The sequence below is a fragment of the Mastigocladopsis repens PCC 10914 genome (genome assembly GCF_000315565.1).
GTDB classification, from domain to species: domain Bacteria; phylum Cyanobacteriota; class Cyanobacteriia; order Cyanobacteriales; family Nostocaceae; genus Mastigocladopsis; species Mastigocladopsis repens.
In genome coordinates this window covers 3,066,777-3,085,994 of the sequence record NZ_JH992901.1, presented here as the reverse complement: position 1 = coordinate 3,085,994, position 19,218 = coordinate 3,066,777, and the positions used below count along the sequence as shown (strand labels likewise).

General features: G+C 43.3%; 17 protein-coding genes. 14 read left to right on the top strand and 3 right to left on the bottom strand.

Annotation, left to right across the window (positions count from 1 at the left end; translation table 11 throughout):
* Positions 1-89 precede the first annotated feature (89 nt).
* The gene (locus tag MAS10914_RS0115875) at positions 90-1,106 is read right to left on the bottom strand and encodes an alpha/beta hydrolase (RefSeq protein ID WP_017316932.1); all 1,017 of its coding nucleotides are present in this window, start codon (positions 1,104-1,106) and stop codon (positions 90-92) included.
* Positions 1,107-1,329: 223 nt separating this feature from the next.
* Between MAS10914_RS0115875 and MAS10914_RS0115870 the strand changes: the two genes are divergently transcribed.
* Both MAS10914_RS0115870 and MAS10914_RS0115865 read left to right on the top strand, forming a co-directional pair.
* On the top strand, positions 1,330-1,887 hold the full coding sequence (locus MAS10914_RS0115870) for a type III secretion system chaperone family protein (protein WP_017316931.1): 558 nt from the start codon (positions 1,330-1,332) through the stop codon (positions 1,885-1,887).
* A 75-nt stretch (positions 1,888-1,962) separates the two neighbouring features.
* Complete coding sequence (locus MAS10914_RS0115865) at positions 1,963-2,604, top strand: DUF3318 domain-containing protein (protein WP_017316930.1); 642 nt, start codon at positions 1,963-1,965, stop codon at positions 2,602-2,604.
* A 34-nt stretch (positions 2,605-2,638) separates the two neighbouring features.
* Here MAS10914_RS0115865 and MAS10914_RS0115860 read toward each other — a convergent pair whose 3' ends face one another.
* The gene (locus MAS10914_RS0115860; protein ID WP_017316929.1) at positions 2,639-4,144 is read right to left on the bottom strand and encodes an esterase-like activity of phytase family protein; all 1,506 of its coding nucleotides are present in this window, start codon (positions 4,142-4,144) and stop codon (positions 2,639-2,641) included.
* A gap of 530 nt (positions 4,145-4,674) precedes the next feature.
* The gene (locus MAS10914_RS0115855; protein WP_017316928.1) at positions 4,675-5,472 is read right to left on the bottom strand and encodes a 7-carboxy-7-deazaguanine synthase QueE; all 798 of its coding nucleotides are present in this window, start codon (positions 5,470-5,472) and stop codon (positions 4,675-4,677) included.
* 353 nt (positions 5,473-5,825) lie between these two features.
* Here MAS10914_RS0115855 and MAS10914_RS0115850 point away from each other — a divergent pair, with 353 nt between their 5' ends.
* From MAS10914_RS0115850 to MAS10914_RS0115795, 12 genes are all read left to right on the top strand, one after another.
* On the top strand, positions 5,826-6,848 hold the full coding sequence (locus MAS10914_RS0115850) for an anti-sigma factor antagonist (RefSeq protein WP_017316927.1): 1,023 nt from the start codon (positions 5,826-5,828) through the stop codon (positions 6,846-6,848).
* Between the two features lie 441 nt (positions 6,849-7,289).
* Positions 7,290-8,564 carry a glycosyltransferase family 4 protein gene (locus tag MAS10914_RS0115845; RefSeq protein ID WP_026082586.1) on the top strand — a complete coding sequence of 425 codons (1,275 nt, stop codon included), beginning with the start codon at positions 7,290-7,292 and terminating at the stop codon, positions 8,562-8,564.
* Between the two features lie 464 nt (positions 8,565-9,028).
* On the top strand, positions 9,029-9,625 hold the full coding sequence (yqeK, locus tag MAS10914_RS0115840; RefSeq protein WP_017316925.1) for a bis(5'-nucleosyl)-tetraphosphatase (symmetrical) YqeK: 597 nt from the start codon (positions 9,029-9,031) through the stop codon (positions 9,623-9,625).
* Positions 9,626-9,742: 117 nt separating this feature from the next.
* Entirely contained in the window at positions 9,743-10,204 is a 462-nt protein-coding gene (rsfS, locus tag MAS10914_RS0115835; protein WP_017316924.1) for a ribosome silencing factor, read from the top strand.
* Positions 10,201-10,701, top strand: a complete 501-nt coding sequence (locus tag MAS10914_RS0115830) for a CGLD27 family protein (RefSeq protein WP_017316923.1) — start codon at positions 10,201-10,203, stop codon at positions 10,699-10,701. The genes rsfS and MAS10914_RS0115830 overlap by 4 nt, the downstream gene beginning before the upstream one ends.
* A gap of 170 nt (positions 10,702-10,871) precedes the next feature.
* The gene (locus MAS10914_RS0115825; RefSeq protein ID WP_017316922.1) at positions 10,872-11,825 is read left to right on the top strand and encodes an asparaginase; all 954 of its coding nucleotides are present in this window, start codon (positions 10,872-10,874) and stop codon (positions 11,823-11,825) included.
* A 464-nt stretch (positions 11,826-12,289) separates the two neighbouring features.
* Complete coding sequence (locus MAS10914_RS0115820) at positions 12,290-12,772, top strand: group I intron-associated PD-(D/E)XK endonuclease (RefSeq protein WP_017316920.1); 483 nt, start codon at positions 12,290-12,292, stop codon at positions 12,770-12,772.
* Between the two features lie 41 nt (positions 12,773-12,813).
* A complete protein-coding gene (locus MAS10914_RS0115815) occupies positions 12,814-14,274 on the top strand; it encodes a YcjF family protein (protein ID WP_026082585.1) in 1,461 nt (486 codons plus the stop codon).
* Between the two features lie 255 nt (positions 14,275-14,529).
* On the top strand, positions 14,530-15,717 hold the full coding sequence (locus tag MAS10914_RS0115810; RefSeq protein ID WP_017316918.1) for a DNA cytosine methyltransferase: 1,188 nt from the start codon (positions 14,530-14,532) through the stop codon (positions 15,715-15,717).
* Between the two features lie 161 nt (positions 15,718-15,878).
* The gene (gene deoC / locus MAS10914_RS0115805) at positions 15,879-16,559 is read left to right on the top strand and encodes a deoxyribose-phosphate aldolase (protein ID WP_017316917.1); all 681 of its coding nucleotides are present in this window, start codon (positions 15,879-15,881) and stop codon (positions 16,557-16,559) included.
* A gap of 66 nt (positions 16,560-16,625) precedes the next feature.
* Positions 16,626-17,558, top strand: a complete 933-nt coding sequence (gene recO / locus MAS10914_RS0115800; RefSeq protein ID WP_017316916.1) for a DNA repair protein RecO — start codon at positions 16,626-16,628, stop codon at positions 17,556-17,558.
* Entirely contained in the window at positions 17,542-19,170 is a 1,629-nt protein-coding gene (locus tag MAS10914_RS0115795; RefSeq protein ID WP_017316915.1) for an MFS transporter, read from the top strand. Before recO ends, MAS10914_RS0115795 begins: the two co-directional genes overlap by 17 nt.
* Positions 19,171-19,218: the final 48 nt, after the last annotated feature.

Here is a 19,218-nt window from a genome sequence, read left to right as displayed (position 1 = left end):
AAGACGCTTAAGTGCTCATCCGCCAGGGATGACAAATCCCTGGCACATAGCTTAACTCCTCTAAAATGCAATGCCTGAAAAATTTTATTTTATGCCTGAAAATTATTATGAGCATCAATAATCATTTGCTTATCCATCACTGCCAACATCACTGACAAATCTGGTGAAACTCGTTCAGTCAAATTTAGCTCTGTCACAGCAGTATCAAAAGTTTTTCCTTGCAGTATTTGATAACCAATTTTCATAACTTCAGCCCAGGTAATATCACTTTCGATATAAGCTTTAGCCAAAGTAATCAGCAGGTCTTGATATTTATTTCCCTCTGCATCTGTCATCATAGTGTGGGGAATATCAAAAATTTTATCAAATCTGTAATACCAGGATTTTGGCTGCTGTTTGATTGTAGCTCTAGAAAAATCTTGTAATTCACTTTGGTTGATAGCTTGGTCACTTTCACTAGAAATAATAAACATTGGCACTGCTAAATTATTTTCTATTCTGCCAGCCATTTCTTGACCCATATCTAAAAAAATTCGCAGTGCCGGAATCTGAAAGCCATCATAACCAAAATTGCCGGGATTATCTTTATTCAGCCATTCATAATAAATTGGGATAACTTCCACAATGAAGTTTACTATTGCATTGTTACCGCTTATGTAAGGAGCAAATAGTAAAGCTTTCTCAATTTGTTGGGGATGTTCCAAGGCTAAAGTTGCTGCTAAATTGCCACCCGTGGATAATCCACCAACTATCACCTGCTGTCCTAACTGTTGTGCAACTTTCAACCATGAAAGCGCGAACTCCTGATAGATTTCACGTTCGGTAGGTAGGGGAGGGGGATTATCTCCATTCCAATTTCCTGCCACTCCATGACCTGGTTGTAAGGGAACCAAAACATTGTAACCAGCGTCAAACAATGTTTCTCCTATAGGTTCAAATTGATAAGGACCAGCAGTGAATCCGTGGAAAAAAAGGCAAACTTTGGCAGTTGGATGTGGATGGAAAAAAAATTTCGACCGACAAGCATCGTTTCTGATTGGTAACGTTTCCTCAAGTGATTTTGCCTGTTGAATAATGGCTGCTGTTGTTATGGAATAGTCAGACATATTTAACATATTTATACATATGGAAGCCGCATTGCTTATGGTAACGGCAGAGGGGATAAGCAATCAATTATCCTTGTTAAGCGTATTTTTTTTGACTAATAAATGTTACGTGTAGAAAAAAATATGAGAGGAAAGAAGGTAGCAATAGCATTCTATGCTCATACCCTTGGCAGGTTAAACTAGGTCTGATAACAGCCGCTTTGTTCATATTTATGAGGCTTTTATGGCAGTTGATGTGCACCAGATTGCTTATTACTTAGATAACCTTGGTTGGGACTACCGTATTGACGACGAAGAAGACCGTATTATCACAGGTGTAGAAAGTGATAACGTCGAAGATTTCCTGATTGTTGTCCAGCTCGATGAGGAGGGAAGATTTTTCCGGCTATTTGCACCCCAAGTTCTAGCAGGAGTAACAGACCATCCTCACAAAGCAGCTATTCTTCAGACAATGCTTTCCATTTCTTGGGAAACCAAGATGCTGCAATGGGAGTATGACCCATCCGATGGGGAGATCCGTGCCATAATTGAGTTTCCCTTGGAAGACTCAACTCTCACAGAAAAACAATTTAACCGTTGTTTACATGGGTTAATTCAGCTTGTTGATACTGTGGCGATACCTCGTCTGACAGAGGTGATGAAAACGGGTCACGATCCAGGGAATGTAGAACTAGGGGAGAGACTTTTACTCAGCATTCAAGAACAGGCTCCCGGTTTGCTAGACCTTTTAGAAAAGGCGATGCAAGCTCGCAAAAGGCGGGGAAGTTTTCCTGGCGAATGAGCCGGAGCGCCAGTGAAATCGCTATACTCCAAAGTGATACCCTCAATATACTGAAGATTTCTAGGGCTGGATATTATGACATCCTATGTAACCTCTTCTGCCAAAGCAGAAATGAGTGAACTACGGCGGTTAAAGGGCTTACTACCACCAGAATTGCAAAGCTGGGTCACGGTTGAAGGTACGACTGAGGTTAATCCACCCCTGATCCGGAGCGAAGAAATTGGCAAAGACCAAGTAGAAATTCAAATTGACTTGGCAAAATGGGATTCACTGGCGATGGATCAGCGCAATTTGCTCTTCTGGCACGAAGTTGCCCGCATTCAAAATGACACTATTCCCAAAGATGGTTGGGAAATGGCAGCTCTGGCGATTGGTTTAGGCGGTGCTGTAGGTGAGTTGTGGGTACAGGATGGATTGTTGCTGGTATTAGCTATGGCTCTATGCGGAGTTTCCGGCTGGCGACTCTATCAAAAAAATAACGGCGAAAAGCAATTAAAAGAATTAGTTGATGCTGACGATAAAGCGATCGCCTTGGCAACTCGCTTCGGTTACACTCTTCCCAATGCCTATAAAAGTCTGGGTAGCGCCTTGAAAACCCTTATTGACACTACACCTAGCAAGCGTCAGCGGTCTAAATACGAAGCACGGCTGTCTGCTCTCAAACGCAGTGCCAATAAGGCAAAAGCGAAATCTAGGAATATAGAAGAGGGCGCATAGAAACAGGACAAATGACAATTTAAAACTAACGCCGCTACTTCAGCCATAAACCGCTTAAACCTGGCAACATTAGTCCATCAGTTGCCGTTAGTTTTGGCAGTTTCTCTGATGGGACAAACTTGCCTAGTTCAGTGGAACTGACCTTAAACGAGTACAGGAACCCAGGGATCAACTTTTGACCCTCTGGGCAGCCACTGTCAATTGCTACGCGGCTTGTGCTGGTGCTATTGTCATTAGTACAAATATCAAACTGAGTGATGGAATCGTCCTCTTGAGTGACACTAAAATCATTATCAGTGCCAATCAGCAGCGCATAGGAACCATCTTTGAGTCGGGGGCCAATTGCAAGACCCTCCATCTTTTCTGCTATCCTTGTCCAATCACCTGGATTGTCACGACTCAAAGCTGCAGCAATATCTAGAAAGAGGGATTTACTGACTGGGTTGACGCCTGTTGGTATGTTGGTGTTTTCCAAACTGATCTTGCTAACATCGGTTGCGCCCTTTAGGTCAATTTTGTACAAGCGCTTGCTGGCAACAGGTGGTGGTGTCTCGGTTGGGTCGCCCACCAAATCATTCAGTGCGTCCACCCCAAATCCGCGATTATCTCTTTCTAAAACTAAGAATTCTTTATTATTTAGGGCAGTAATAGCACTGATACCAATGTTACGTCCTTGGGAATTTTCCGCAAAATCATCATCTTCCCCAGGAATGCGCTCATTAATTTCTGCCAAACTTTCTAACTGATAGATGTACTGAGCCGTACTTTTACCAGTTTTTGTATTAAATTCTACTATCCTTAAATTGCGACTACGCCGTCCGTCTGGTGAACCCTCGTTAACTAAGGGGTCTTGCAACATGGCATACAGTTTTTTGCCATCTGGACTAAGAGTCAACCCTTCAAATCCTCGGTTATCTTGGCGACCACTGGTAATAGTTGGGCGACCATCAAGATAGTTGGGGTTGCCATTGGCTTCTTTGGGAATTAAATTTTCAGGGGTCGTAAATGCCCGTAAAAATGAACCATCCGGGTTGAATTCATATATAGACGGACCATACTCATCAGAAATGTAGAAATTCCCATTAGGAGCAACAGCAAACCCCTCAGGGTCGAGACTCAAACCAAGATTTCCCGCATTGCCATTCAGTAAGCTAGGATTCAACCCGTTAAAATTTTGACCATCTTTTGTGAATAAAATCGTGTCTAGTATTTTAAAGTTAGAAATTGCCCCTGTATTGGGGTCAACATCTACAGAAAATTTCTGGACTCGCGTATCATATGATATTCTGCCACCACCAGGACCGCGATCTCCCAATGCATAGTACACATTGTTGAAGCGATCATAGTAGAGATCCGAGAAAAATCCAAAGCGGTTGACGTTTGCACCATTACCAGGTTCTAAATCTGTCGTTTCACCTGGAATCGAGAGGGTGTTGGTAAAGGAAATACCGTATACTGAGGTTGCGTATCCTGTAATACTAACGGCAGTCATCACAAGCGTGCCAGTTAATACAGAAAGCCAATGCCTTGCTTGAATCATGTATGAGACCCAAAGAACACTTTTTTTCAGCATCTGATTTCCGTATTAAGAACAGGTTAACTGTCCAGTTATGTATTGTTCTTGATATAAACAATTTATACTATTTGCTTTTTGCTTGATGATATCTTCATAAAATGAAGAGTTGTTAGTGATGAGTCTAGGACTGCGGGAGGTGAGACCAGTATCGCAGTTTCTTACGGGAGGGAAACCCTCCTCAGAACTGCTTGCTACAGGAGGGTTTCCCTCCGCAGGTGACTGGCGTTCACCGTGCCTCCTAAAGGAGGTCGCACGGTACAGGCGATAGGCGTGGCGCCAGCCATAGGCATACCCAAAGGGTTAGTACTTAGTACAGCTTTGCATTAATTCGTGGCGTTTTAATTTGTAGTAAGTGCTTTAGCACTCCTCGTGCTTACTACGAACGATAGGCATTATCTTCATTTCGTTACCAACGTTTTCAATCCTGTACTTAGTAATGAATAGAAAAACTAACAACCAATAACTAAACTTGTTCGTATTTGTGCTGTCGTAGGTTAAAGTTGGTTAAGCATTTTATGGGTTTGAGGTATCACACGCACTTGCTTGACAAAACGCTTCATGAGATATTGCCAATTTAAGACTTGACTAGGAGAAGGGGCAACCACAGGCATTTGCTTGAATGCAATCGGATCATCTAATGGTGTGACAGGTTGTAGAAATACGGGGATAGATGGGCTGACAGATGCTACCAATTGGGCAGAACGTTCTAACTCCGTGGGGTCTGTTGTTTGGGAAACAATTATCTTAATAAAAACTTCTACTTGTGCTCTCCAACACAGCTGGAGAAATTCTGCGTGTTCTCGCCAACGATTTTCTCCACTCGTGCTAGGCAGTTTGAAATCCATTCCCACAGAATCTATATAGGGTAGTATACTATCCAGTTGTTCTGGACGATGTCCACCAGTCTCTAAGTATATAGGTAAACCCGTAACTGATCGCACTTTTGGTAAAAATTCTAACAAGAACGGGGTATGAAGAAGTGGTTCGCCGCCAGTCAAGCTAATGGTATCGTGTAGACAAGGCAGATTTTGCCGCTCAACCCATTCTAGTAACATGGGTAGTGTAACCGGATTCGAGTAAATTTTAAAGTCACGTAATCCAGGGGTTTGCTCTATCCTACAAGTGGTGGGTGCATTCCAAGTATGTGCGCTATCGCAAAAGTGACAGCGCAAGTCACAAAGAGCAAAGCGAATAAAAATCTGACGTATTCCCACATTCAGTCCTTCGCCTTGTATGGCGGAAAAGACCTCTATCAGGCGTGCGGTAGGTGTAATAGTAGTCTTAACAGTCATGTGATGAAAGCAACACGTATGTGCTAAGTCGGCACAAAAGCAAGAATGTTTTTTACTAAAAAAGAATGAAGTACAAAGTATGAAGTATGAAGTTACGGCAAAACTCAGAAAAATAAAGGATGAAGTGAAGTATAAAATACTTCATTTTTCATCTTTTCCCATTTATCCTTTCTTTCATACTTTATCCTTGACACTTCAAACCTTAGTTAGCTTCTTGTTCTATTGTGAATCGTCTCTGACGATATCCAATCTCAAGCGAAGTAACTAGTGATGAGTCTTTATTCCTAGTGATTAACACTTATTAGGTAAGGCTATTTGCTAGAACCAAATAATGTTTGGCAGATTATATTGACATGGCAACGAAAGTGCAGGGCTTCATGACTAGCCAACCCAAAGAGGTAAATTTTCCGTTGACGTTCTCAAATGACACGGCAATTGTGCAGGTATCCGCGCGGTTGAGCGTGCTTGAGGCTGTAGCCTTTAAGCAAACGTGCCAAGGAATCACACAAGCAAATCCCGGTACCAAACAGATTATCATTGACTTTCACCAAACTACTTTTATGGATAGTAGTGGTTTAGGTGCCCTGGTGAGTAATTTGAAAATTGCTCAGGAAACAAATATCGAATTTATACTGCGGAATGTCACCCCTCAGGTGATGTCAGTACTTAACCTTACAGGACTGGATACAGTTTTTTCAATTGAGTCTCAAGGTGAAACACCACGACCAAAGAGCCAACTAGAAGAACAGCTACCGACTACACATCCTTCTATCCGTTCTTGGATGAAACGGTTTATAGACGTAGTTGGATCACTAGTCGGTTTGGTCATTACAGGAGTTTTGTTTATTCCTATTGCCGCAGCTATTAAACTCAATAGTCCCGGTCCAATTCTCTTTAGTCAAGTCCGTTGTGGTTGGATGGGTAGGCGCTTTCGGATTTGGAAATTTCGCTCAATGTATATTGATGCAGAAGCTAGGAAAGCCGAGCTTGAAAAGCAGAACCAGGCTCAAGGGGCTTTTTTCAAAATAGACAACGACCCACGAGTAACCAAAGTCGGACGCTTTTTGCGTCGAACCAGTCTGGACGAACTGCCCCAATTTTTGAATGTTTTAAAAGGAGAGATGAGTTTAGTAGGCACTAGACCACCTACACCTGATGAAGTTGAGCGCTATGAAGTTCCAGAATGGCAACGTTTGGATGTAAAACCGGGAATGACCGGGGAATGGCAAGTGAATGGACGGTCTACTGTTCGTAAGTTTGAGGACGTCATTCGCCTAGATTTGCAGTATCAAAAAAACTGGAGCTTAATGTACGATTTGAAGTTAATTTTTAAAACAGTAGCTATCTTGTTTAACAAAAACAGTGGTGCTGTTTAAAAGTATTTTTAAGGGTGTAAAAAAGTAAAAGTGTAGCAAACCTCCTTCACTGCAAAATTTAAATAACTAAGGTTTAGTCTCCTGGCATAAGTGCCAGGTTTTTTATTGTCGTGTTGTCTATATTTACATAGATGCATTAATTTTATACACAAATCATCATTATTTACGTTCTTTATATAACTCTTAAGTAATAGATTGAGTAATTACGTAAATATACCCAAGAAAAAATTTATATACTAATCAGGCGGTAATGAATACAGCAATCCATATTTTAGAAGGTCGCGTCAAATTTTACTCAATCTTCAATGAATAATTAATGACATTCAAGAGAGTCTGAAGGCAAAATGCAATAGAGGCGCACCAATGTGTGAAATCATGTTGCAAGCCAATGTTGTCATAAAACAAAACACCAGGGTTCTTCAGACTAAGACGAAATTTGTTATGCGTATTTTGATTTACTCTTACAACTATTACCCAGAACCAATCGGTATCGCCCCTCTGATGACTGAATTAGCAGAGGGACTAGTTAAGCGCGGACACCAAGTGCGCGTAGTAACCGCTATGCCCAACTACCCTGAGCGTCGAATATACCAGGGCTATCGTGGTAAGTCGTATGTGACTGAGTACAAAAATGGGGTTCAAATCCAACGTAGTTTTGTTTGGATTCGCCCGCAGCCCAACCTAATAGATCGGGTATTGTTAGACGCTAGCTTCGTAGTGACAAGCTTTCTGCCAGCACTTGCAGGCTGGCGTCCAGATGTTATTCTCTCAACGTCACCATCCCTACCGGTTTGCTTACCAACTGCCCTTTTGGGATGGCTGCACAACTGCCCTGTGGTGTTGAATCTTCAAGATATACTGCCGGAAGCTGCCGTACACGTTGGTCTGTTGAAGAACAAATGGCTCATCAGAATGTTTGCCGTGTTAGAAAAATTTGCCTACCAGAGTGCTACCAAAATTAGTGTTATTGCTGATGGATTTGTAGAAAACTTGCTCACAAAGGGCGTAGCACCCAAAAAAATCGTACAGATTCCCAACTGGGTTGATATCAATTTCATTCGACCTTTACCGAAAGAAAATAACGCTTTTCGAGCAGCCCATAACCTAGATGGTAAATTTGTGGTGTTATACTCTGGTAACATTGCCCTGACTCAAGGCTTAGAAACTGTTGTCAAAGCTGCTTCTTTGTTGAGGCATATTCCAGATATTGCTTTTGCGATTGTTGGGGAAGCAAAAGGTTTGCAACGACTACAAATGGCTTGCACTGAATGCGGTGCAGACAATGTTTTGCTACTACCTTTTCAACCTCGTGAACGTTTGCCAGAAATGTTGGCAGCTGCTGATGTTGGTTTGGTGGTGCAAAAGAAAAACGTCATATCTTTCAATATGCCATCGAAAATCCAAGTGCTACTTGCCAGTGGTCGGGCATTGGTAGGATCTGTCCCTAGTAATGGCACAGCTGCACGAGCTATCAAACAAAGTGGTGGTGGAGTTGTCGTTCCTCCAGAAGACCCCCATGCTCTAGCAAAGGCAATTTTGGATTTGTACAAACACCCAGAAAAGGTGAAAACCTTTGGTTATAACAGTCGTCAATTTGCAGTTGATCAATATGCTTTTGAACAAGCATTAACTCAGTATGAGTCTTTGTTCTACTCAGTGACAACTAAGCGCCCAGCAATTGTTGAGCCAATAGTTGTGTCGAAACAGGAAGTTTAACCTATTCCAGAATTCCAGAGGCATAACCTATCTAGGTTTTAGTAGCTTGACCACTTACTGCAAACGATTATAGATATCTAGAAGTTACAATTGAGAACGAGGTTGATTGTCACAACAGAGTACTTCTTACTCAACATCTCTCATAGCTCAATCTGCGTATGGTCGGGCTACTAAACTAGACTACTATTTTAGTCTGGGAAAATCGTTATGCTGCTACTAATTAAGATATTTATATAGATATAAAATTATATCACAATTGTATGGCTCGTATCTGTAGTTAAGTCGCGCACTTGGGAGTGAATATTTTTGTTTAAAAAACAGGTTATGCTCAAGGGTCAGGAATTCAACGTCAAACTTCGTTAAAACTTTTTCGTTAAAACTTTGTTAAAGTAAGATCATCTATCTGATATCAACAGTTTAACTGTATTCCTGCCATAAGCCTCTATTTTAAGAGTACAGCCGTTATGCGCGAAAAAGTCTTAGCCTGGTTAGCAGAGAATGTTCCATCTTCTAGAGTCAACCACATTCTCAGGGTTGAGCAAATGGCTGTGGATCTAGCGGTACATTACAACGTGGATCGAGGAAAAGCCGCAATGGCAGGATTAATGCACGATTTGGCAAAATATTTTAAGCCGCAGAAGCTCTTGCTGATGGCACGTCAAGAGGGATTGGAAATAGACGAGGTGATAGAAGCAAATCCCCATTTGTTGCATGCAGACGTGAGCGCGATCGTAGCAAGAGATTCATTTGGCGTGAATGATGAAGAAGTATTACAAGCGATTGCCAATCACACTTTGGGTAGACCAGGCATGAGTCTGACTTCTTGTATCGTGTTTTTAGCAGACAGCTTAGAGCCAGGACGTGGCGATAGCCCCCAATTGCAAGCCTTACGACAAATGAGCCGTCAAAATATTAATCAGGCTGTATGGAAGACAAGCGATTACACTCTCAAATTCTTGCTTGAGAGTTCTTGTTTGGTTCATCCAAGGGTTGTCTTTACGCGCAACTGGTTCTGTGCAAGGTGGAAAAATAAACAGCCAGTTGTCCAACAAAGCGCGTAGAAACCTGTTTTTTTTGTTAGTATTCAAAAAAACCAGTTCGTACAGTTGCAATTCAATTGTGGTTCGTAAGTCATTGTAAAAAAACTGTTACAAAAAAGATAGAGCAGCTGAGGTTTAATGTCTGATTATTTCCAAGCAAATTTCCCAAGACAATCTGTCGCAGTGACAAACAGTCCGGAAGGAAGTCCACTGGTTGATCCCAACGATGTGAGTGGAAAGATAGCATTAACCATTGCCGAAGCGGCATCAGACCGCAAAGCAGGTGATATTTTACTGCTAAGGGTAGCAGATGTATCTTACCTAGCGGATTACTTTGTGGTGTTGACTGGCTATTCGAGGGTACAAGTAAGAGCGATCGCTGAGGCAATTGAAGAAAAAGTTAAAACAGAGTGGCAACGGCGTCCCTTGAGGGTAGAGGGAAAATCCGAGGCAAGTTGGGTGGTACAAGACTACGGCGAAATTATTGTTCACGTGATGTTGCCCAAGGAACGGGAGTTTTATAACCTAGAAGCGTTCTGGGGACACGCGGAACGTATCGAGTTTCCAACATCCATTGATGGTGGGGGTAAACCAACATGATTAAATCTTCGGTCTCAAATTGCCCAGTTCCTACTGAGCAACAACCGCTCAATGAGTACGAAGAGTTAAAATCCTCCTGGCTGTTTCGTGACTGCACCCTCAGTTGGGGCGAGTATATCGCAAAAATCGCTCTTGTGTGGGCGCTATCTTGGCTCATGGCAGGACCAGTAGCAGCCGCAAGCTTTCCACCACACAAGCAGATTGCACAGTTTATTCTGAGTACTTCAGCAGGAGCAAGTGTAGGGTTAATGCTGGTACTAGTGCGGTTATCTTTGGGTTGGTCTTATATCCGAGATCGCTTGATGAGTCCGATCATCTTTTACGAAGAGTCAGGATGGTATGACGGTCAAACTTGGACGAAACCGCAAGAACTGCTAACACGCGATCGCCTGATTGTTTCCTACTCCATTCAACCAATTATTAGGCGGTTGCAAATGACATTTGCTGGCTTGGCTGTGTTGTTCCTTGCTGGTACTATCGTTTGGCATCTAGTGTAAATCGTCCTTAGTCATTTGCACAAGACTAAGAACCTTCTGGTAAGCGCTCCCGCACGCCCTACAACGTTCGCGTAGCGCTTACGTCAGCCGTGACAGTTGGAAACCAACTTGGCTGCGCTGGCTCACAAATGACTAAGGACAAAGGACAAAATTATGGTAAATTTTAACCCATGACAATGGGAAAACGAACACAAGCCGCCGCATTAGAAGTCAGGTTACTGCGTGAAGGCATCATAGAATCAAAGCACATAGTCCAAGCTGTCGTATGCGACGAGCGGGGACGCGTGCTTTCAGTTGCCGGAAACGCCGAAACTGCTACATTTGTCCGTTCCGCGCTCAAACCATTTCAGGCACTTGCCGTAACCAGCACGGGGACTTTAGAACGCTACAACCTAAGCGATAAAGACCTAGCGATTATTACAAGTTCCCATAAAGGAACAACAGAGCAAGTAAGACAGGCATTTAATATACTTTGGCGAGCTGATATAGATCCTTCAGCACTCCAATGTCCGATTCCAGAAGGTAAGCGCAGTCCTTTGGAATACAATTGTTCTGGCAAACACGCAGGGATGCTAGCCGTTTGTCAGCAATGCAATTGGTCTTTAAATAACTACTTACAGCGTAAACACCCAGTACAACAGCTGATCTTAAACAAAGTATCAGAATTGTTGCGAATGCCAGCCGAGGAATTCATCAGCGTTCATGACGACTGCGGCGCACCCACTTATTTGATGCAACTTGCTCAAATGGCGTCATTGTATGCTCAGCTTGCTTCTCGTAGCAGTTTGGATATAGAGCGCATTGTCCGTGCCATGACCCATCACCCAGAGATGGTAGCTGGAGTTGGAGAATTTGATACAGAACTGATGCGCTTAGCCCCTGGGGAACTCGTCAGCAAAGCTGGTGCCGAAGGAGTACAGTGCCTTGGCAGATTGGGTGAAGGCATGGGATTGGCAATTAAAGTTATGGATGGAGCAAAGCGAGCAAAATATGCAGTTGCCATTCACTTACTCAAGCAGTTGGGCTGGATTACTCCCAGCGTTGCTGAAGCCTTGTCGGAAAAGTTTATGAACCTCGGGAAATACAAGCGTTTAGAAGTTGTTGGAGAATTATCGATTTTATAGTTGCCAAATTTCTGACTATGTTGCTATACTTAAAAAGACGAGAAGGCGACGCGGGATAGAGCAGCCTGGTAGCTCGTCGGGCTCAATGGGCAAGGCAAACTAAACGCTTATCAGTTAGTCTTGCAGTGGGCGGTACATGAGGAAACTTGTGTGCGATTACCTGTCAAACTCGGGGAAGCCACTAGCGCGGTAATCCCGAACCAAGCCTCAGAAATGGGGAAGGTGTAGAGACTGGGAGGCAGGCACCCTAACGTGAAAGACGAGGGTGAAGGGACAGTCCAGACCACAAACTGGTTAATCCAGGCAGTGAAAGCTGTAGATGGTAAGCATAACCCGAAGGTCAGTGGTTCAAATCCACTTCCCGCCACCAAATGAAAAATCAAACAAAACCCTGCATCCTAAAAGGTTGTAGGGTTTTGTTTTAGACTAATTAGCAGCTATTCCTATATTCCTTGTGGTGGCAGATGGATACAAAGCTTAAAGGAGACATAGCAGAACAAGCTGCCGTTCTTCATGCCTTGAAGCGTGGTTGGGGAGTTTTAAAACCTGTTGGCGATAGGCTTCCTTACGATTTAGCGTTTGATGTTGAAGGAACTCTAATTAAAATTCAAGTCAAGTATGCATGGTTTGATGAACCTTCTAGCAATTATGTTGTAGATAATCGGCGAACAAAAACAAATCGGCGGCTTATGCTTAGAGAAGCTTACAAGGCATCAGACTTTGATTTTGCCCTGGTGTATGTAGAGACACTTGACCTGTTTTATGTCTTCCCTGTAGATGTATTCATAGGTTACGGTAGCGAAATACACCTTGTTGAAGCCGAGAAACGACAGCGCAAACCTCGTTCCGCCAAGTATCGCGACGCTTGGGACTTCATCTTAGAAGCAGCCGTATGTAAAAAAAATTTTGTGCCTCCGCCAGTCGGAGTCCTAGAAGCGGGGTTTTGAGCTAATCTGGAGTAGAAGCCATCCAAAAAGTTCGGAGAATCATAGTTGTGAAGTTGCGGCGACCGATTTTAGTGGGAGGATTGGGACTGTCCTTTTCTTTATGGATGTTAGAAAGTTGGCACGATTCACTTGTGCAGATAGGTGAATTTGGCTTATTGAGTCTCTTAGCAGTTGGCGGCGGTTTGTGGTTATTAAAGCTAAATCGCACTCAAGATAGTTCTCAACTGCTCAACAGTATGACTGTAGACCGGCCAACGGTGGAAGGGGCGATCGCCAAAGCCGAAGCCGTGGTTAACCAACTGGCACAAGAAGCAGAAAGTCACCCAGTCCTAGAGAGATTGCGAGAACAAGTTGCCCATCTCATAGCTGAGATAGACAGACAAGAGATGATCGCTGCTATCACTGGCGGGAAATCAGTAGGTAAAACGACTTTAATTAAAGTCCTAGAGTCTAGCTGGCGGCAAGAAATACAGCAAACAGTCTCTTTTCAAGAGACACCACCTTTGTTTCTAGAAGCAAGCGAAAAGTCAGATGCAGCTGTTTTGGCTTCTGCCAACACATCTGATATTGTTCTGTTTCTGACAAACGGTGATTTAACAGATTCAGAATTTCAAACTTTGCAACAGCTAAAAGCAGCAAATCAAAGCACAATTTTGATTTTTAACAAACAAGATCAGTATTTGCCAGACGAACGCTTTAGTGTGTTGGAGTCGCTGAAACAAAGGGCGTCCTCAATTGTCGTAGCAACTGCGGGGTCTCCCCTTGCCGTCAAAGTACGTAAGCATCAAGAAGACGGTTCTGTGCAAGAGTGGCTGGAGACGCCAGCGCCAGACATCCAACAGTTGACTTCTCAGTTGGGCGAAATGTTGGCACAGCAAGGACAGCAGCTGGTGTGGGCAACCACGATGAGGAAAGCCCTTTTGCTGAAAGCTGAGGCGAAAAACTTGCTCAATGGAACCAGACGCGATCGCGCTGTACCAGTTATTGAACAATACCAGTGGATAGCAGCGGCGGCGGCATTTGCCAACCCAGTCCCAGCACTTGATATCTTGGCAACAGTGGCAATTAATGCCCAGATGGTTATGGATTTGGGTGGTCTCTATCAGCAGAAATTTTCCTTGGAACAAGCGCAAACTGTTGCTGGAACAATGGGAGGTTTGATGCTGAAACTGGGTTTGGTGGAACTGTCTTCCAAAGCGGTAGGTACAGTGCTGAAGAGTAACGCTATCACCTTCGTTGCTGGTGGCGCAGTGCAGGGGGTTAGTGCAGCTTATCTGACTCGCATAGCCGGTTTAAGCCTAGTCGAGTATTTCCAACAGCAGGAAGTCGCTATGAATTCTGAAGGTGGCTTGAATCTCGACAAGTTACGGCAAACCTTGCAAAACGTGTTTCAGCAGAACCAGCAGATTGGTTTGTTGCAAAGTTTTGTTAAGCAAGGCGTAAAACGTTTAATGCCAGAAGTACAGCAGCCACAACTCATTGAATCTCAGACAATTGCCTAGCCTTGGCGACTGAAAGTCGCAGAGTTTACGGGCACACAGACGAACTCCGCCTACGCGGACTCAATTTCCTGAACCCCGCGCAGGCGGTGAGACAGCGCTGTAGGAGGGTCTCCCTCCGTAGGCGACTGCAAACCCGAAGGGGTTTTCTCTGTGTAGGCGCGTGCCTCCTGCGGAGGAGCTAACGCTAACGCGTAGCGTGCGCCTTAGCGCATTTTCTAATCGCCAGCTTTATAAATATGCTTTCCAAATCAGCAAATGAGAAATTGCCCTACTATCTTCTCCTTTTTCACAGGTTTAGGTTTCCTTGATTTAGGTTTTGAAACCAGCGGTTTCAATATTGTCTATGTCAATGAAATATTTTCCCCATTTATGGAAGCACACCGCTATTCACGGGCTACTCTCAATTTGCCATTGCCAGAATATGGTTATCATCATGGGGAAGAGGGAGACGTAACCAAACTTACTGAAGGAATACAAGCAATTCGCCTACGGGAATTGGTAAAAGATTGCCGAAAGTCTACTGATATTGTTGGATTTATTGGTGGTCCTCCATGTCCTGACTTCTCCATAGGTGGAAAAAATCGAGGACACTTAGGAGATAATGGTAAACTATCTGCTTCCTACGTTGAATTAATTTGCCAACAGCAACCCGATTTATTTTTATTTGAGAACGTCAAAGGTTTGTGGAAGACAAAAAAACATCGTTGGTTTTTTGAAGCGCTTAAGCAAAAGTTAAACCAAGCTGGTTATATATTAACAGAACGGTTAATTAATGCTATTGAATACGGCGTGCCTCAGGATAGAGACAGAATTATTCTCATTGGTTTCCGAACTCAGTTAATCAAGGACATAGGGATAGAATTTGACAAGGAAAATGTTTTGCCTGAAGGTACTTTTCCTTGGAAAAAACATATTTTCTATCCTATAGAGCAAGTTTTTTCTTACAATTGGAGTCAGTCAGAACAATTTAAAGAAGATTCTATTCTGCCTTGCCCTGATGGTATTCCTCAAGAACTCACAGTTGAATACTGGTTTAGAAAAAATGATGTGCTAAACCATCCCAATGCTGGACATTATTTTCAGCCAAGAGCGGGTATTAAAAAATTCGCTACCCTAGATGAGGGAGATGATTCAAAGAAATCTTTTAAACGTCTTCACAGATGGCGTTACTCTCCCACAGCTTGCTATGGAAATAATGAAGTCCATTTACATCCCTACAAAGTTCGGCGCATTTCAGCAGCAGAAGCTTTAGCAATACAATCTTTGCCTGCTAACTTTGTATTTCCAGATAATATGTCATTGACAAATATGTTTAAAGCAATTGGTAACGGTGTGCCTTACCTAGCATCAAAGGCATTAGCTCAAAATATCCTTGGCTTTTTAGCAACTGGTGATAAAAACTTATATGAACTTACCATCTCAACAAAAGTTGAAGTAAAATAAAATACATGCAGTAATTCAGTCATCATTGCTAGCAGTGACCAAAGACACTCAGTAAAGCGTTAAAGTTCAGATTAAAGAACGGAAAAATTATTATTTAATTTATCCAAATAGTTTTAAATTTTTTTATAAAGGTTAATAATTAATCACTGGTAGAAGAGGCAATGGCAGCAGACCATAAAGACATTGATATTGCGCCATTTATAGATCACACTCTGCTGATACCAACGGCTACCTCTGAGCAGGTTGAACAATGGTGTGAAGAAGCAGATAGATTTCATTTTGCGGCAGTTTGTGTATATCCAGCTCATGTGAGGCAAGCAGCAGAACTCCTCCACGGCAAAAAGCCCAAGGTTTGTACAGTCATTAGCTTTCCTAGTGGTGCAACGACTTCGGCAACAAAGCTGTATGAAGCTCAAGAAGCGGTGGAGAATGGTGCCGCTGAGTTAGATGTGGTGATCAACTTAGGCTGGTTGAAAGCAGGCAAAACTGAGGACGTGCATCGGGAAATTGCCGAAATTTGCGAAGAAACAGGGCAAACTGTGAAGGTCATTTTGGAAACAAGCCTGCTAACGGATGAAGAAAAAAGAATAGCAGCAGAAATATGTATGGAAGCTGGAGCAGCATTTCTTAAAACCAGTACAGGTTGGAATGGCGGTGCAACAGTAGAAGATGTACGACTTTTGAAGGAAGTCGCACGAGAGAGGGTGGGAATTAAAGCCTCAGGGGGTATTCGTAGCATCGACCAAGCTTTAGACTTAATCCTAGCGGGCGCTACCAGATTAGGGACGTCTCGCAGTATCGATTTGCTTCGTCAGCGCGATAGGCTGGATCATAGTGAGTAGTCATTTGTCCTTCGTCCTTTGTCCTTTGCTAATGACTAATGACTAATGACTAATAACTAATGACAAATGAGTAAAACCTATAAAGCAACTGGAATTAATCTTAAAACCCAGGCTCTGGGAGAATCAGATAGACTAGTGACAATTTTGACACGAGAGTTTGGTCTAGTTCGAGCAGTTGCCCCAGGTTCACGTAAACACAACTCCAGCCTTGGTGGTAGGAGTGGAATGTTTGTGGTAAACGAGTTACTGATTGCTAAAGGGCGATCGCTCGATAAAATGACTCAAGCACAAACTATAAAATCTTATCCAGGTCTTGCCAAAAACTTGGGAAAGCTTGCCGCCAGCCAGTATTTAGCAGAAATAGTACTGTGTCAAGCCTTGAGCGAACAACCCCAAGAAGAATTATATGAGTTACTAAACGAACATCTCAGTCGCTTAGAGGCTTTGCCCAGCACGGAGGCATCTGAGGTTCTAGCACATCTAGCTCATGGGGTATTTCACCTTTTAGCTTTAGCTGGACTCACTCCCGAAGTACAAGTGTGTTGCCTCACTGCACGTCCTCTGATACCAGATTTCACAAACCCCAACTGGCAGGTGGGATTTAGCATACCAACTGGTGGAACGGTTTGCTTAACGGCTTGGGAACGCCTCCGAAAACAGAGGGGAGTAGGGGGAGAAAATTTTCTCTCGTCTTCCCCATCTTCCTCCACTCCCCCCACTGTTCATCCTGCTACTGTCAAACAGAAGTCTTCCAACTACAAAACAGTTATTCATCGGCAAGAAATACCAGTCGTATCTAGCCGCCTGAATGCCACAGAACTTGCTATACTCCAGCATCTGTCGCAACCAGAGATAGTGCAAGATGCAGCCAAAAGTTATGGCTGGTTATCTGTTGAGCAAATTTTGCGCTCTTATGCTCAATATCACTTTGGTCGCCCTATTCGCTCCGCTGCTTTAATAGATTCTTATTTTGCTGCCAACCATGATGCAACCGTCTGATTTGGATACGAATATCCTGCCGTTGTCACAAGGCTATGCTAAAAAACAGAGTAGGGCATCGGTGCCTAAAGTAACCAATCACCCAAGTGTTCCAAGGTCTTTATCTAGTCCTATTCAAGTTCATGAAATGTCGGCAAAAGACCTTTTTGAAAACCAGAAAAGTACATCAGAAATACCAAAAACTGATGCTACAAATCCAAGTGAACAAAAATCGGAAAATCAATTAACTTATAGTGAGGCAAATGGCAAAAGTAATGCTTCCGAGCATAGTACGCAACCACCAGATATAGGTTCTTCTGGTTCCAATGGAGAAGCTGCATCAGCTGATAAACAAGAGCATGGTTTTTTGCCGATCATAAAAAACCCTAACTTTTTGGCTCTTTGGGGTGGTCAAGTCTTTTGTCAACTGTCAGATAAGGTGTATCTGGTTTTGATGATTGCCATCATTAATACTCAGTTTCAAACAAGCGATCAAACCATTAGTGGTTGGGTCTCGACGCTGATGATGGCTTTTACCATTCCCGCAGTCCTCTTCGGTTCCGTCGCTGGTGTATTTGTAGACCGCTGGTCGAAAAAGGCGGTGCTGGTAGCAACGAATGTTTGGCGCGGTCTATTGGTTTTGGCAATTCCACCATTGCTGTGGTTGACTCATGATTGGCAACCATTACTGGGAGTGTTGCCAGTGGGTTTTGGCATCCTCCTAGGGGTGACTTTCCTAGTTTCCACGCTGACGCAGTTTTTTGCACCAGCAGAACAGGCGGCAATTCCTTTAGTGGTGAAAGAGCAGCATTTACTTTCTGCTAACTCGCTTTACACCACAACAATGATGGCTTCGGTGATCGTCGGGTTTGCTGTTGGGGAACCATTGTTAGCTGTAGCAGACCAAGTGTGGTCGCAATTAGGTGGTAGTCATGGACTAGGCAAAGAACTTGTGGTGGGTGGCAGTTATGCGCTTGCTGGACTCATTTTGTTGCTGCTTGTCACTCATGAACAACCCCAAAAAACAGAAAAAGAATCCCCTCACATTTTTACTGACCTGCGAGATGGTTTCCGCTATCTCCGAGAAAATCGTCGCCTCCGCAATGCCCTCATCCAACTTATAATTTTGTTCTCCATATTTGCGGCATTAACCGTTTTAGCCGTTCGCATGGCAGAATTAATTCCGGGTTTGAAAGCCTCCCAATTCGGCTTTTTACTAGCGGCTGGAGGTGTTGGTATTGCTCTTGGAGCAACTCTTTTAGGTCTATTTGGTCAGCGCTTCTCTTATACCCAGTTAAGTCTGTGTGGATGTATGGGTATGGCAGCATCTCTCATTGGTCTGTCGATATTTACCCAACAGTTATGGGTCGTTTTGCTGTTGATAACACTCTTGGGTGTCTCTGGGTCACTCGTGGGTATCCCCATGCAAACAGCTATCCAAACAGAAACACCACCTGATATGCGTGGCAAAGTCTTTGGTCTGCAAAACAACGTGATTAATATTGCTCTGTCTTTACCCTTAGCAGTAGCAGGCGTAGCAGAAACCTTTGTCGGATTACAGACAGTCTTTTTGGGGTTAGCAGCGATGGTCTTTTTGGGTGGTATATTAACCTGGTATACCTCTTCTAAGTAGCTAATAGATAAAAAAACTCAATATTCGGCTTTCTACAATCGCTTATTT